Here is a 13,695-nt window from a genome sequence, read left to right as displayed (position 1 = left end):
TCTTTTTTAGCTCAAATAGATTGGGTCGTTTCTTTCAATTCTTTTCTTTATCGTCTCCATCATAAATAATAGCTGCGAACTTCTATCTTTTGGTGCGATTTTTTTATGCAGGACAGAATAAAGTGTGATATCTCTCAGTCTCAGAAATAAGGGCAGCTGCCGTCCCAAATCATCGGGAATTTCATTTTCCAGGCGATAGCCATCCAAAAAGGAGTCCAGGAATTGCTTGCCGAAGATTTCCATTTCTGATGGATCCCCCTCTTTAAACTTATATAAAAGTGAGTAATACAGCGGTATGGCTATATCTGATGCAAACCAATGATAGCAGCAGTCATCGAAATCAAATACTTGTATTTCTTTCCCATCGTAAAAGAAGTTTCCGGAATGTAGATCAGTATGAATAAGGCCATAATTGTTTATATGTTTTGGCAAGTTTTGAAGCAGATTCAATAAATCTTCCGTATGCTTAATGACTAATTGATCTTCTGCAGGTATATATTTCTCAACTGTAAGCAATTCTTCTTCATCCCATTGCATCCGCGGTACAATTCCATCTGATGGCACATATGATTTAGTGGCTGCATGCATTTTCCCCACCGTTCTTCCCCATGCTTGAAATAACTCGTTATTGAATTCCGGTGCCCTAACACTTATTGGTTTTCCCTCTGCTTTTGAAAACAGGCTGGCGTAAAAGACAGAACCGTCCCCAGCTGTTAACCGCTCAACCAAATTCCCATTCTGTGATGAAAAAACTTCTGGAACCTTTAAATTCTTCGATTTCAGATAACTCATCCAGTCTGCTTCTGATAAAAGCTCCTCAAGCATGCGGTGAGATGAGTGGGTAATCCTCAAAATATGTGCTTTTCCATCTTTATGAACCTCATAAACATAGTTTTCAAAGTCACCCAGCTTTTTATAATTTTCTATATTCAAAGAATAGATTCTAAGGAAATTAGTAAGAATATCGTCCGTCATTAAAGCATCAACTGCTTTTTCCATTGGCTTCCCTGCCCTCTTGTTTAATCTGAATAATGTAAATTATATAATATTTAATAGATTTCCAAAATAACTATTTTGAAAGTCTATTGAATAAGGTAAACTATATTTAGCTTTACGAAATGTTCAGGAAAAAAGGAGAATATACCATGAGTACTACCGCTGCTTCAGTCAGTCCAAGATATGAGCCGCAGCAGAAAACGGTCTATCGGATCTTATTCATTATTGGCCTCTGCCACCTATTGAATGACTCTATTCAATCTGTCATTCCAGCCATGTTTCCCATTTTAGAAAAATCTATGGGGCTTTCATACTCACAGCTGGGTATGATTGCCTTTTCACTTAATATCGTGTCTTCAATCATGCAGCCGGTTGTTGGAATGGCCACTGATAAAAAGCCGTTCCCCTTTGCCTTGCCAATCGGCCTGACTTCAACTTTATTTGGCATATTAGGATTGGCTTTTGCCCCGGATTATAAATGGATTATTATATCGGTATTATTCATTGGTCTTGGTTCAGCTGTATTCCACCCGGAAGGATCCAGGGTTGCTTATATGGCAGCCGGCCAGCGCAGAGGTCTGGCTCAATCAATTTATCAGGTCGGCGGAAACACAGGACAGGCACTAGCTCCTATCATTACGGCCCTTATTCTTGTTCCGCTAGGTCAAATGGGTGCTGCCTGGTTTACTGCAGTTGCCGCTATAGCAGTCGGGCTGCTGATTTATATAGCATTTTGGTATTCTGGACGCCTTCAGGAAGAATTGATTGCCGGCAGAGCAAAAAAACAAGCTCGTGTCCATAATAATAAAAGGATATCAAAAAAAATATGGAGTGCACTAATCCTGGTTCTCTTTTTGATATTTGCCCGTTCATGGTATATATCGGGTATGACAAATTTCTATGCCTTTTATGCGATAGAAAAATACTCTTTCTCCATTAGTCAGGCACAGCTCTTCTTATTTGCATTTTTAGTATCAGGTGCATTGGGCACATTTTTTGGCGGGCCGCTCGCAGATCGGTTTGGAAAGAAAAAAATTATTTTTCTATCCATGATCCTGACTGTTCCGTTATCCACCATGATTCCTTTCGTTCCATCTCCTATTGCATTTATAATGCTGGTGGCAAGCGGATTCATACTGATGTCAAGCTTCTCGGTGACGGTAGTATACGCTCAGGAATTAGTTCCCGGCAAAATCGGTACTATGGCGGGACTTACAGTGGGGCTGGCTTTTGGTATGGGGGCAATAGGCTCAATTGCACTGGGCTATATAGCCGACACTGTTGGTCTGATAAATATGATCATATTTACCGGCTTTCTTCCCGTATTGGGGTTGCTGACATTATTGCTCCCGCCGGATGAAACTGTTTCAGAATGGAATAAATAGGTTAGAGGGGGGGCCCCCCTCCTTCTTATAAGGTATATAGATTTATTTTTATTAAAATTTTCTAAAAATTTTAATAATTATGTGCAATCTTCTTCTTTTTTGCCATATAATAAAGGTAAGATATTAGCTCTCTTTGGCGCAGCTAAATACCCTGTAAAATGTTAGGAGGGATTAAATATGCATCTGCCAAACTACTACGATTTTTATCAAAAATGCCTTATTCCTGCAAATGAAACTGATTCATTCCTTCCGGCCGGGCAAACCCATTGGCTAATCGCTCTGGAAGGACAGCTTAAAGAACAGGAAAAAGAATATTACCTCTGGAGAGTCACCCTATATCCATCCAATTCAGAAGGATGTTTTTCATGGAATAAGGCGCTTTATTCTTCATCTCTGTACGAATGCATCCATAAGGCTTTTGAACATGCTAAAGAACTTGAAGTCAATGTAAAAGACTCCCAGTTCAATTTTTTAAAGAGACAAGAGAAAATCAGCTAACCTCCAAATCCACTCCCCTATGCGTTACTCTTTTTTTACCCTCGAATGTGAAATAACATACATATAGGTAATTTCTACTTTTAATCAAAGTCCCCAAAAAAAAGTGAATTCTTAATTTATATTAAAAAAAGAGCCTAGACTTCTCTAAGCTCTCCAGATTATAGGGGGTCAACTATAATAGTCCGACCACATTTAGTTTAACAAATCCCGCCTAAAAAATTAAGATACTAAAGTACTATTACTTAAAAGCTTTAACGCGGTAACTAATAATAAAACCAGAATGACATGTTTGCTGCAGGATTAATAGTTTTGATATATGTTGTTAACAGTTTGTTAATATTTCTTATCTATAATAAGAAATGTACCGAAAGATAAAACCTTTTTCATTACCCCCCTTTTCAAACCGGCCAAATGTGGCCGGTTTTTGTATGAAATAGGGGTTAACTTTATGCAAGCCTGAATACTATTCCATGACCGCCTTTTGGGTATTCCCATTTAATATTCTGATATGGGCATCCAATTCTGCAGCTGCCGCACTCATGGCATCCTTCATAACCCACCTGCATTCTCAATCCTTCCCACTTGTACACCTCAGCCGGGCAGAAAATAGTGCATATTTTATCGGGGCATTTTGTCATGCAGATATCATGATCCAATACAGTAAGATGTGATTTTGTGTCTGCCTTAAAACGAACTAAATATTGCTTTTCTTCGATCGTTTTCGTTGACATTATTTCACCGCCTTCCATGCCCTGTACATGTCTTGAATCATACGAATGGTCCCGCGTTCACTGGTGAAGCTCTTCATAATTTCTTTTTGCTTTTCTTTCTTAGGAGTTCCATCAACTGTAAAGAATTTGCTCGCTGCCCTGTTAAGCATCGGAACATATTCTTTAAAATACTGAGGGTAGTGTTCAAACGTGTGAGTTGCATCTTTATATTTTTCCAAGTCTTTAATAATAAAGCTTTGATACAGTGTTTCCCTGTACTGATTCAAGCTTGTTTCGCTAAAATCACCCCGTTTTTTGGCGTCAATGATGGTTTCTGCAGCCATTGTTCCGGAAGCCATTGCCATATTGGAGCCTTCACGATGTATGGCATTAACCAGCTGTGCAGCATCACCTGCAAGAAGGACACCATCGCCGGCCACTTTAGGCACTGAATGGTAGCCCCCTTCAGGAATCAAGTGAGCCAGGTACTCGGCAGATTCTCCTCCTTCTATTAAGGGTCTTACCATAGGGTGTGTTTTTAAATAATCCAGCAGGTCATAAGGCTTAAGCTTCGCCTTAATCATACTTGACAGTGTGGTTCCCACACCAATATTAATACTATCTTTATTGGTGTAAATAAAGGCAGTTCCCAGATTGCCTTTCGTGGAGTCCCCGAATATTTCAATCGTACAGCCCTGGTTGTCTTCCAGGTTAAAGCGGTCATTAATTTTGTCTTTAGAGAGATTAATTACTTCCATTACCGTCAGTGCCACTTCATCAGGACGAAATTCTTTATGGTAGCCCAACTGTTTTGCCAGCAGTGAATTTACACCATCTGCCAAAACCACAACATCTGCAAATACCTCGCCATCCGGCCGGTCAGTTCTTACACCAACCACTTTTCCGTTTTCAGTCAAGCACTCAAGTACTACTGTTTCATTTATTAATAGAACGCCCTGTTCAATCCCTTTTTTTGCAAACCATTGGTCAAATGGCGCCCGGAGTACTGTAAAATTATTATATGGTTCCTTCCCCCACTCAAGACCTTTATAGCCAAAACTCACTGTCGATTCTTTATCCATCATCCAAAACCGCTGTTCTACGACCGGCCGCTCCAGCGGTGCTTCTTTCCAAAACTCTGGAATGATTTCCTCCATTTGCTTACGGTATAAAACTCCGCCCATTACATTTTTGCTGCCGGGATATTCTCCTCTTTCAATTTGCAGGACTTTGAGACCGTTTTTGGCGCATGTGTAAGCACAGGAAGTTCCTGCAGGCCCTGCTCCCACCACAATGACATCAAACTTTTCAGACATAACTTATTTCACCCCCTCTTTCCTTAGCTTCCTTTAACTCTTTAATCAGCTTCGGCACAATTTCAAGTGCATCACCCACGATTCCGTAAGTTGCTACATCAAATATAGGTGCGTCCGGATCCTTGTTAATCGCAATTATGAACTCTGAATTCTTCATGCCTACGATATGCTGGATTGCCCCTGATATCCCAATAGCAAAATAGACCTTTGGGGTAATGGTTTCCCCGGTCTGCCCAACCTGCTGTTCATGCGGAAGCCATCCTGCCTCCACTACATCCCTTGTACCCCCTACGGTTGCTCCAATTGCATCGGCCAACTCATGGATCAGCTGGAAATTTTGAAAATCTCCCATTCCTTTTCCGCCCGCAACAACAACATGAGCATCTGCTAAATTCACTTTTTTTGTGACATCTTTCACAATTTTAATTACCTTTGTGCGCATTTCATCTTCACTTAGGGTAATCGCTTCTTCTATAACCTCGCCCTGTTTATCTGGATCTGGCTCCAGGGCTTTCATAACCTTAGGACGGACAGTAGCCATCTGCGGCCGATGCTTTTTACAAAGGATGGTTGCCATTATATTTCCACCAAACGCCGGGCGGCTAGCTTCAAGCAGCCTCTTATCCACTTCGACATCCAGCATGGTTGTATCAGCAGTCAATCCAGTGCTAAGATCTGTAGCAACAGCACTGGCCAAATCTTTACCATTGGAAGTGGCCCCATAGAGAAATATTTCAGGTTTATATTTTTCTGCAAGATCGATAACTGCCTTCATATAAGACTCCGTCCGGTAATCTTTCATCACTTCATGGTCAATGACATATACCTGATCAGCTCCATAAGCGATTACTTCCTGGCTTAAAGACTTTATCTCATATCCAAGCAGAACACCGGAAAGTGGCACATCCAGCTTATCTGCCAGCTTTCTGCCTGCACCGAGCAATTCAAGGGAAACCCCTTCGATTTTCCCATCATTTTGTTCTATGAATACCCACACTCCCCGGTACTCATCCATCATGTAAATCCCCCCTAATTATTCCAGTTATCGGCTAACAAATAGCTCTTTCTTATCATTAAGCAGCTCCATCAGCTGTTTAACCTGTTCTTCCGCATTTCCTTCAAGCCTCTTTCCGCCTTCCGGCTTTGGAGGGGTAAACATTTTTCCCACTATCGTAGGAGACCCTTTCAACCCGAGTTGTGTACGATCCACTTCCTCAAGATCATTTACAGACCAGATAACCGGCTCATACCTGGCAGCTTTTATCATGTTGGGCATAGGGGAGTATTCTATGCTATTAATCTCTTTTTCAACGGTCAGCAGGCAAGGGACTTGAGCTTGTATTAATTCATATCCGTTCGTAATTTTCCTTTTGATCTGTATCGTTTTTTCAACTTCATTAAGTTCGGTTACCTCAATAACATTTGTAACAGGCGGAATATCCAGCCTTCTTGCTATTCCTGGTCCCACCTGGCCGGTATCTCCATCAATGGCATGTTTTCCGCATATGATTAAATCCACAGGCATATCTTTTGAAATACGTTCCAATGCTTTAGACAGAGCATAGCTTGTTGCAAGTGTATCTGCGCCTGCAAATGCTCGGTCCGAAATTAAAAATCCGCGGTCTGCTCCAATTTCGATGCTTTTCTTAATAACAGCAACAGCCTGTGGAGGTCCCATGGATAAAACCGAAATGGTGCCTTTTCCTATGGTCTTTGTCAATTTCACTGCTTCCTGCACTGCATGGGCATCATAAGGATTTAAAATCGCAGGAGCACTGCGCCGGTCAAGGGTATTGGTTTTGGGATTGATTTTAATAATTTTTGTATCAGGCACTTGCTTGACACACACTACTATGTGCATTTTTTACTTTCCCCCCTCTTAACTTAAAGCTTCTATGGGTATTGTTCGCTTTAAGAGATAGATAAAAAGCTTTGTATTACGATATGATTCTCGATACATGCATAGTACTGCAATGAAGAATTAATAAGAATTGTGCATTCAAAACCCCAAACTGGTGCCCACTAAAAAAAAGAATCCTCAACGGATCCTTTTTTTCTTCCTATTATATGTTCAATCTATATACTCGGAATTTTAAAATTATACAACTGCTTTCTTCCATGAGAGAATCATTTCCCGGAAGGAAATCCTCATTCTCTTCTTTTGTTCCTTCTCTCTTTTAACGACGCATTGATATTCAAAAATTAATTGATCAAGTTCCTGGCTGCAGCGCACCGTTTCCTGGCTCGCCATTCCATTTTTTTTGGCCGTTTCTATCATTGTTTCCCTTTTTTGCTGAATTTCAGTCAGCAGCTGTATTCTTTTATAGCGCAACTTTCTTCCTCCTACTCCTATCCCTTTATCCGATATAAATGTGTCTACTTGAAGCATTATTACAAGAATTTCTATAAATGTAAATAGATTCGCAATATTAGACAATCTTTTTCCGAATTTATTTTTATCGACATCAATTTCAATTCGCCCTCATGGAGGTTCGACACATTTTGCTAAATTTAATCGTGCGGCCTTAACGGGATTTGATAAAAAATTTGAAAGACTATAACATATAAAAAAACATCCAATCTTTATATCAGGAAAATAAAAACCCAATGCCGGGGGCAATGGGTCATTGAATTATTGATGGACTTCCTTTTTTTCATAAATTGGCACCCATCCTTCTGCGGTAACAAAAATCCGGATGGCTACTACTTTTCGATCCTCCTGAAGAGTAAAATAATGACGGATATTTTCGGGTACGGATATTAAATCTCCAGGATTCAGGAATACTTCAAAGAATTCTCCATCTTTTCCTTGTATAATAAAAACTCCATGACCGCTGACAATAAATCTCACCTCATCATCTGTATGATGATGTTCCTGCTGGAAATTCTGAAGAAGCTCTTCCAAATTCGGCGTATTCTCTGAAAGGGAAATTACATCCTGTGCCTTATATCCTCTTCTGTCTGAAATATCCTTAATTTCTTCAGCAAATGCATCCAGAATTTCTTGTTTTTCATTATCGGAAAGTAAATATTTTTCCTGCAGATTTTCAGGCAGTTTATCTATTGCCCAGTGCTCATAGATAACCTCCTGCTTTTCCAGAAAAGCAGCAACCTCTTCCTGATTCCTAATTTCTTTTTTTGAATTTTTCATTACGATATATGCCAAACCAATCATTCCTTTCTATTAAAATTTTTTTCTCGAATGGTTTAATAACAGCACTTATATATTAAACTACTTTAAATAGCTGATTGGGCTTATATTCCAGGAGCTTTAGCTGATAACGGAATAGAAATTCTGAAGCCTCAAGGATCTTTTTAGCCTCAAAAGAGGTTTTGCCCCATACCGTAATTCCATGATTTCTTATCAAAACGGCACCTGCATCTTCATGTATATGAGAAGAAAAACACTTTGCCAGCGTTGGAATATGCGCATGATTCGGAATAATTGGAATCTCGAGAACAGCATCTTCCTCCCATTTATCGAATGCTTTAATCAGCTCTTGCCCTTTAAATGTAACCGCCTCTTGATCACCATAAATTTCTGAAATGACATTATTGTCAATTGTATGTACATGAAGACTGCATTCAGCTTTCGTTCTTCGATATATCTCAGAATGCAGAAGTGTTTCAGCAGATGGCTTTAGATGTGTTTCCCCTGCCGGGTGTCCCAATTCATCAACAAGGAGAAAGTCTTCATCCGTGCGTTTCCTTTTATCCTTTCCGCTTGCTGTTACGAGGAATTGAAGGGGATGTGCACTGACCTTAATGGCCAGATTTCCGCTTGTTCCCATAAACCAGTCCCTTTCTGCAAGCTCTTCCTTAATATCTGCAAGCTCATTCCATTTTTCCTCAACTCTGCTCATACCCTCACCTCATTTAAACTTTTTAAAAGCTCAATGCAATCATAGAATGTTTCAAAGGCACAATGATTTAGGTTCATCTCTTTGCTTTTCTCCAGGAGCAGGTCTCTGGCAATGACAAAGTCTGCCTGTTTGGCAGCCTCCAGATCAGTTACTGAATCTCCGATCACCACTTTAAAGGTGTCCTCATCCTCTAGTTTCCTCATAATAGAAGGCTTGCAGCAGCCGCAATTATTATTGCATTTTTCATCGCAGCTATGAGGCCATAAGATTTTTATTGTATCACCGCTAAAATCAGAACTATTGCAGAATACCTCTTCAAAGGGTCCATACTCATTCAGTACAGGTGCCACAAAAAAGTCTATTCCTCCGCTGACTATATAAAGCGGTATTTTTTCTTTTGCCAGAAAATCGATAAATGGCTGAAATCCCTCTCTTACTCTCGCATTTTCTAAGATGAAATCGGTGATATCATCTTTCAGACTGCTTGGGAGAAGGGAAAACATCTTTCCTACTCCTTCTTGAATGGATATTTCCTGTCCCAAAACTTGATTTTTAATCCCTTCCCAATGGGAAGGAGCAAAGTGCTTCATGATATGAATGATGTTATCATTTTCGGTAATAGTTCCATCAAAATCACAAAAAACCGCCACTTTAGCCATTCTTTACAGCCACCTCTTTATATCCCCACAAATCAATCGCTTTTTTTAATTCAGGGAAGTTTGATGGAGCATCTGTCAAAGAAGCCCCCTTTAAAATTAAATCAATTGCCTGGCGGAATGCCAAACCTCCTCCTCTTGCCCCATCCGGATGCCCATGTACGCCACCTCCGGCATTAATTACACTGTCTATTCCGAAGTCTTCGAAAAGCAAAGGCACAAGACCCGGGTGGATGCCGGCCGATGGAACCGGAAAGGTTCTTTTGCAAAAATCATTCTTAGTCAGGGCATCCCCAATTGACAATGCCTGAGTTTTTTCAAGGGCAACCGATCCATAAGGTGATGGGAATAGAGACAAGTCGGTCCCTGCATACCTGAGGAGTTTGCCTAAAAGCAAAGGATAGGAAATCCCATAAACACTTGAAGCAGAAAGAGCTCCACTAACCGCAGGATGTGCCATGATAGGCAGCCCAATCTCATTATCTTCTCTTAGTGACTGCAAAACATCGAGCCCATAAGAAAATACATTGAACAGAAGAAGGTCTGCACCAAGGCTGGATGCTTTCATTGCCTTATCTTTTAAATCAAAAGACCTCCCTGTTAAATTCACAGCATATAGGGTACGGTGGCCTGTTTCCTCATAAACCTGCCTTAGCACTTCTTTGCCTTCTGTTATCCGGTCTTCAAAAGGTGTAAGGCGGTTTTCAAATAGAATTTCATCATCTTTTACAAGGTCGATTCCACCAAGGGCCTGTTCCCTCAGCTGCGAAGTTAAAAAATCCATGTCTTTGCCCAGCACCCCTTTGAAGATACTCATCAAAAGGGGTCTATCATATACATTCAGTTTTTCCCTCAGTCCGTCAATCCCAAATCGAGGCCCAGGGAAAAAGCTTTTAAGTTCCTTGGAAAACTGTAAATCTAACAATTTAATCTTTCCATCCAATGATAGTTTTCCAAAGACTGTTGTCAATATTGCCGGTAAATCAGGACTGAAATTTACAGTAGGATAGGCAATCTTAATGACTGCAGCTGTTTCCTTTCTTTCTTCATCTTTAGTATGGTCTTCAACAGAAACGACCCTGCCTTTATGCTTTTCCAGCTGCTGTTTTTCAAGTTCGGGCAAATGGGTCCATGACCCGACCGTTAAGCCTAAAGCGATCTCCTCAGCCTTTTTCTCCGGGTTATGTTTTTCATCATGAACCAGATACGTTGCAATAATTTCACTCATGTATATCCTTCCTTTCAAAAATCAAAGAATGAGAACGATAAAAAACCTCTTCAAATAAGAAGAGGTTAGCATAGCCATCTAACATCTTCTTATCTATCAGCTATAAGCTGCAAGATTTAGCACCGTGCTCAGGTATAAGTCGGTTGCCGGGCTTCATAGGGCTAGTCCCTCCGCCTGCTCTTGATAAGAAAACGAAACAAGTATTCAGTTAATTTAGAATTAAAATTTAATTAAAATTATGACAGTGCTTAATATTTTTGTCAATTGAATTTTGAAATAAATTTAAAATAAATTTAATTTTTGTATTCGTGCCACCGCTTCTTTAAGTCTATCCTCAGATGTCAGTAAACCGGCTCTCACATACCCTTCTCCAAAATCACCAAATCCAATGCCAGGTGCAACCGCAATATGCGCTTTATCTAAGAGATAGTCAGCAAACTCTTCCGATGTAAATTGTTCAGGGACCTTAAGCCATGCAAAAAAGGAGCCTTTAGGAGCTTGTACATCCCATCCAATTTCCCTAAGGCCAGAGATGAATGAATTCCGTCTGGATTCGTAGATGGAATTCAATTCCTTAACACAATCCTGTGGTCCTGACAGAGCAGCTGCTGCAGCTTCCTGAACAGCACCAAACAAGCTGACATATAGATGATCCTGCATAAGGTTCAGTGCTGTGATGACACTTTCATTGCCAGCTGCAAATCCAACTCTCCAGCCTGCCATATTAAAGGTCTTTGAAAGTGTATATATTTCAATTCCGACCTCTTTTGCCCCTTCTGCCTGAAGAAAACTTTCAGGTTTTATGCCGTCAAAACCAATTCCTCCATATGCAAAATCATGGATAATGCAAATGCCATGGCTTCGGCTCAAATCAACTGTTTCTTGAAAAAAATCCTGGTTTGCCACTGCTCCAGTCGGATTATTTGGATAATTAAGGAACATCAGTTTTGCTGCATTTAGCTGGTCTGCTGACAATTCATTGTATACTGGCAAGAAGTTATTTTCCTCTCTTAGAGGCATTGTCACCATCTTTGCTTTGGCAAGTGCTACACCTGACCAATAATCAGGATATCCCGGGTCCGGAACCAATATGCTGTCCCCAGGATTTAAAAGGCATTGAGGGATTTCAACCAGACCGGCTTTACCACCAAAAAGGATGGCTATTTCGGTTTCGGGATTCAATTCAACATCAAATTCCCTTTTATAAAAGTCTGCAGCTGCCTTTTTTAAGTAAGGGAAGCCCTGGAAAGGGGAATATTTATGATTTTGCGGATTATCGGCTGCACTTTGAAGACTCTTGACAATATGCTCTGGTGTAGGCATATCAGGGTTTCCTTGTCCAAGATTGATGACATCATGCCCTTGTTCGAGCTTTTCCCCCACTTTAGCTGTCAAAGATGCAAAGAACTGTTTAGGCAGACTTTTCAAAAGATCTGATTGCGGATAATTTACCAAATTGTTCACCTGCTTAAAAAAAGATTGAAAATATAGTCACAAATGATATAACGTAAATGGTAAGATGTAAAGTAAAATTTTGAAAATTTCCATCTATCGGACTAATATTACCATAAGGATATAATGATTGCGGGGGAGTTTTATGAAATTAATGATTGCCTGTTTGCAAATGGATATTGCATTTGGAAAACCTGAGGAAAATTTTAAAGCAGCCGAAATTATGATTAAAAAGGCGATTAGGGATAATCCGGATGTTATTGTGCTGCCGGAACTTTGGACTACTGGCTATGATTTGACCAGAATGGGTGAAATTGCAGACCAGGATGCCGGATCATCGCTAGTTTTTTTGAAAGAGGCCGCACAGAGCAATCGGGTTCATCTGATTGGCGGATCTGTTGCAAAGAAAACACCCGAAGGCATTTACAACACTCTGCTGATTGTAGATAACAAAGGTGACCTTATACATGAATACAGCAAGCTGCACTTATTCAAGCTAATGAATGAACATCTCTATCTGAAAGGAGGGAAATCCAAGGGAGTATTTTCTCTGGAAAATAGGAAGTTTGCAGGGATGATTTGTTATGATATCCGTTTTCCTGAGTGGGTGCGGACCCATACAGCAGAAGGTGCTGAAGCTTTATTTGTAGTAGCTGAATGGCCACTGGCCCGGCTGGCACATTGGCGAGCACTTTTGATTGCACGTGCCATTGAAAACCAATGCTACGTAATTGCATGCAACCGCTCTGGCTCTGATCCTGACAATGTCTTTGCAGGCCATTCAATGATTATAGATCCCTGGGGCGAAGTGCTTGCAGAAGGTTCTGAAACGGAAGAAATCCTATATGCTGAAATAGACCTGGATAAAGTGAAAGAAGTCCGCAGCATGATTCCTATTTTTACTGACCGCAAACCGGATTTTTACTCTTAATGGCATGCAGGGGCCCTGACTGGGGCCCTGCCCTTCTTTACCCTTCTATTTTTGCCCACATTTCCGGAGGATTTAATTCATAAATGCCATTTTCCCTGTACATATAATGATTTATAATAAATTCTCTGCGTATCGTCGCATAGTCTTCATGATACTGTTTAATATATTCGTTGAGCTCTTTTTCTTCATATTTTTTTCCCATTTTCAACCCTTTGATTAGATGCTCAAAAACCATGAGTTTCTTCTTCCTTTGTGCAGGAATATTCTTCAGCTTTCCATCTCTGGTAAAGAAATTTTCAATAACCTTCTGGCTTTCTAAGTTTTGTTCTTCCATTTTCTTAATCTCCTCTTTATCTGCCAATTTTGCAAGAACACCTGATTGATGTTTCAATACGGATTCATTTAAGTAAAAATAAACAGTATTTTTATCTCTTCTTTGATAAACGAGGTTTATTTCCCTCAGTTTATTTAAATGATGAGTAATGGTTGGCGGGGTTAAGCCGAGTTTCCCTGCTATCGCCTGTCCATGCAAAGGCCCTTTGGCAAGGAGAAAAACAATCCTGATTCTGGTTGGGTCTCCCATTGTCTTATAAAAAGCTACTAAACGATTTAGTTGCATAATTGCAGTGCCCTCATTTCGATTATTATCTAATTAGATGA

At 40.2% G+C, this 13,695-nt stretch carries 15 protein-coding genes and 1 riboswitch; of the genes, 3 read left to right on the top strand and 12 right to left on the bottom strand.

Translation table 11 applies throughout. The features are described 5' to 3' along the window. Positions 1-6: 6 nt before the first annotated feature. Entirely contained in the window at positions 7-999 is a 993-nt protein-coding gene (locus DFO72_RS10990) for a phosphotransferase enzyme family protein (RefSeq protein ID WP_113881740.1), read from the bottom strand. 146 nt (positions 1,000-1,145) lie between these two features. On the opposite strand from DFO72_RS10990, the gene DFO72_RS10985 reads away from it, so the two are divergent. After that, positions 1,146-2,381, top strand: a complete 1,236-nt coding sequence (locus tag DFO72_RS10985; protein ID WP_113881739.1) for an MFS transporter — start codon at positions 1,146-1,148, stop codon at positions 2,379-2,381. Positions 2,382-2,558: 177 nt separating this feature from the next. Further along, positions 2,559-2,879, top strand: a complete 321-nt coding sequence (locus tag DFO72_RS10980; RefSeq protein ID WP_113881738.1) for a hypothetical protein — start codon at positions 2,559-2,561, stop codon at positions 2,877-2,879. A gap of 446 nt (positions 2,880-3,325) precedes the next feature. On the opposite strand, the gene DFO72_RS10975 is transcribed toward DFO72_RS10980, so the two are convergent. The 10 genes from DFO72_RS10975 to DFO72_RS10930 all read right to left on the bottom strand — a co-directional run bounded on the left by DFO72_RS10975 (position 3,326) and on the right by DFO72_RS10930 (position 12,107). Further along, the gene (locus DFO72_RS10975; RefSeq protein WP_019381639.1) at positions 3,326-3,610 is read right to left on the bottom strand and encodes a ferredoxin family protein; all 285 of its coding nucleotides are present in this window, start codon (positions 3,608-3,610) and stop codon (positions 3,326-3,328) included. Then, on the bottom strand, positions 3,610-4,905 hold the full coding sequence (locus DFO72_RS10970) for an FAD-dependent oxidoreductase (protein WP_113881737.1): 1,296 nt from the start codon (positions 4,903-4,905) through the stop codon (positions 3,610-3,612). Before DFO72_RS10970 ends, DFO72_RS10975 begins: the two co-directional genes overlap by 1 nt. Beyond that, the gene (locus tag DFO72_RS10965; RefSeq protein WP_113881736.1) at positions 4,898-5,923 is read right to left on the bottom strand and encodes an electron transfer flavoprotein subunit alpha/FixB family protein; all 1,026 of its coding nucleotides are present in this window, start codon (positions 5,921-5,923) and stop codon (positions 4,898-4,900) included. Before DFO72_RS10965 ends, DFO72_RS10970 begins: the two co-directional genes overlap by 8 nt. A 24-nt stretch (positions 5,924-5,947) precedes the next feature. Beyond that, a complete protein-coding gene (locus tag DFO72_RS10960; RefSeq protein ID WP_113881735.1) occupies positions 5,948-6,766 on the bottom strand; it encodes an electron transfer flavoprotein subunit beta/FixA family protein in 819 nt (272 codons plus the stop codon). A 237-nt stretch (positions 6,767-7,003) separates the two neighbouring features. Further along, a complete protein-coding gene (locus DFO72_RS10955; RefSeq protein WP_113881734.1) occupies positions 7,004-7,237 on the bottom strand; it encodes an aspartyl-phosphate phosphatase Spo0E family protein in 234 nt (77 codons plus the stop codon). Positions 7,238-7,537: 300 nt separating this feature from the next. Further along, positions 7,538-8,056, bottom strand: a complete 519-nt coding sequence (locus DFO72_RS10950; protein ID WP_113882137.1) for a 1,2-dihydroxy-3-keto-5-methylthiopentene dioxygenase — start codon at positions 8,054-8,056, stop codon at positions 7,538-7,540. 76 nt (positions 8,057-8,132) lie between these two features. Next, complete coding sequence (locus tag DFO72_RS10945) at positions 8,133-8,768, bottom strand: methylthioribulose 1-phosphate dehydratase (RefSeq protein WP_113881733.1); 636 nt, start codon at positions 8,766-8,768, stop codon at positions 8,133-8,135. Further along, complete coding sequence (locus DFO72_RS10940) at positions 8,765-9,427, bottom strand: 2-hydroxy-3-keto-5-methylthiopentenyl-1-phosphate phosphatase (protein ID WP_113881732.1); 663 nt, start codon at positions 9,425-9,427, stop codon at positions 8,765-8,767. The genes DFO72_RS10945 and DFO72_RS10940 overlap by 4 nt, the downstream gene beginning before the upstream one ends. Continuing rightward, positions 9,420-10,652 carry a 2,3-diketo-5-methylthiopentyl-1-phosphate enolase gene (locus tag DFO72_RS10935; protein WP_113881731.1) on the bottom strand — a complete coding sequence of 411 codons (1,233 nt, stop codon included), beginning with the start codon at positions 10,650-10,652 and terminating at the stop codon, positions 9,420-9,422. Before DFO72_RS10935 ends, DFO72_RS10940 begins: the two co-directional genes overlap by 8 nt. 86 nt (positions 10,653-10,738) lie before the next feature. Beyond that, positions 10,739-10,842: riboswitch (SAM riboswitch) on the bottom strand. 92 nt (positions 10,843-10,934) lie between these two features. Then, positions 10,935-12,107 carry a pyridoxal phosphate-dependent aminotransferase gene (locus tag DFO72_RS10930; protein ID WP_113881730.1) on the bottom strand — a complete coding sequence of 391 codons (1,173 nt, stop codon included), beginning with the start codon at positions 12,105-12,107 and terminating at the stop codon, positions 10,935-10,937. A 142-nt stretch (positions 12,108-12,249) separates the two neighbouring features. Here DFO72_RS10930 and DFO72_RS10925 point away from each other — a divergent pair, with 142 nt between their 5' ends. Then, a complete protein-coding gene (locus DFO72_RS10925; protein WP_113881729.1) occupies positions 12,250-13,035 on the top strand; it encodes a carbon-nitrogen family hydrolase in 786 nt (261 codons plus the stop codon). A 37-nt stretch (positions 13,036-13,072) separates the two neighbouring features. Here the strand turns inward: DFO72_RS10925 and DFO72_RS10920 are convergent, their stop codons facing one another. Further along, positions 13,073-13,654: a metalloregulator ArsR/SmtB family transcription factor gene (locus DFO72_RS10920; protein WP_113881728.1), complete on the bottom strand. Its 582-nt coding sequence runs from the start codon at positions 13,652-13,654 to the stop codon at positions 13,073-13,075. Positions 13,655-13,695: the final 41 nt, after the last annotated feature.

Origin of the sequence: Cytobacillus oceanisediminis (genome assembly GCF_004366035.1) — a bacterium.
GTDB lineage: Bacteria > Bacillota > Bacilli > Bacillales > Cytobacillaceae > Cytobacillus > Cytobacillus oceanisediminis_C.
Note: the sequence above shows the minus strand (reverse complement) of the source record. Positions and strands in the feature narration are given on the sequence as shown.

Excerpts from the sequence above, each read along its gene's own strand:
- DFO72_RS10940 (WP_113881732.1), bottom strand. The coding sequence starts at position 9,427 with ATGGCTAAAGTGGCGGTTTTTTGTGATTTTGATGGAACTATTACCGAA.
- DFO72_RS10965 (WP_113881736.1), bottom strand. The coding sequence starts at position 5,923 with ATGATGGATGAGTACCGGGGAGTGTGGGTATTCATAGAACAAAATGAT.
- DFO72_RS10990 (WP_113881740.1), bottom strand. The coding sequence starts at position 999 with ATGGAAAAAGCAGTTGATGCTTTAATGACGGACGATATTCTTACTAAT.
- DFO72_RS10945 (WP_113881733.1), bottom strand. The coding sequence starts at position 8,768 with ATGAGCAGAGTTGAGGAAAAATGGAATGAGCTTGCAGATATTAAGGAA.
- DFO72_RS10985 (WP_113881739.1), top strand. The coding sequence starts at position 1,146 with ATGAGTACTACCGCTGCTTCAGTCAGTCCAAGATATGAGCCGCAGCAG.
- DFO72_RS10960 (WP_113881735.1), bottom strand. The coding sequence starts at position 6,766 with ATGCACATAGTAGTGTGTGTCAAGCAAGTGCCTGATACAAAAATTATT.
- DFO72_RS10980 (WP_113881738.1), top strand. The coding sequence starts at position 2,559 with ATGCATCTGCCAAACTACTACGATTTTTATCAAAAATGCCTTATTCCT.
- DFO72_RS10925 (WP_113881729.1), top strand. The coding sequence starts at position 12,250 with ATGAAATTAATGATTGCCTGTTTGCAAATGGATATTGCATTTGGAAAA.
- DFO72_RS10970 (WP_113881737.1), bottom strand. The coding sequence starts at position 4,905 with ATGTCTGAAAAGTTTGATGTCATTGTGGTGGGAGCAGGGCCTGCAGGA.
- DFO72_RS10975 (WP_019381639.1), bottom strand. The coding sequence starts at position 3,610 with ATGTCAACGAAAACGATCGAAGAAAAGCAATATTTAGTTCGTTTTAAG.
- DFO72_RS10935 (WP_113881731.1), bottom strand. The coding sequence starts at position 10,652 with ATGAGTGAAATTATTGCAACGTATCTGGTTCATGATGAAAAACATAAC.
- DFO72_RS10950 (WP_113882137.1), bottom strand. The coding sequence starts at position 8,056 with ATGAAAAATTCAAAAAAAGAAATTAGGAATCAGGAAGAGGTTGCTGCT.
- DFO72_RS10920 (WP_113881728.1), bottom strand. The coding sequence starts at position 13,654 with ATGCAACTAAATCGTTTAGTAGCTTTTTATAAGACAATGGGAGACCCA.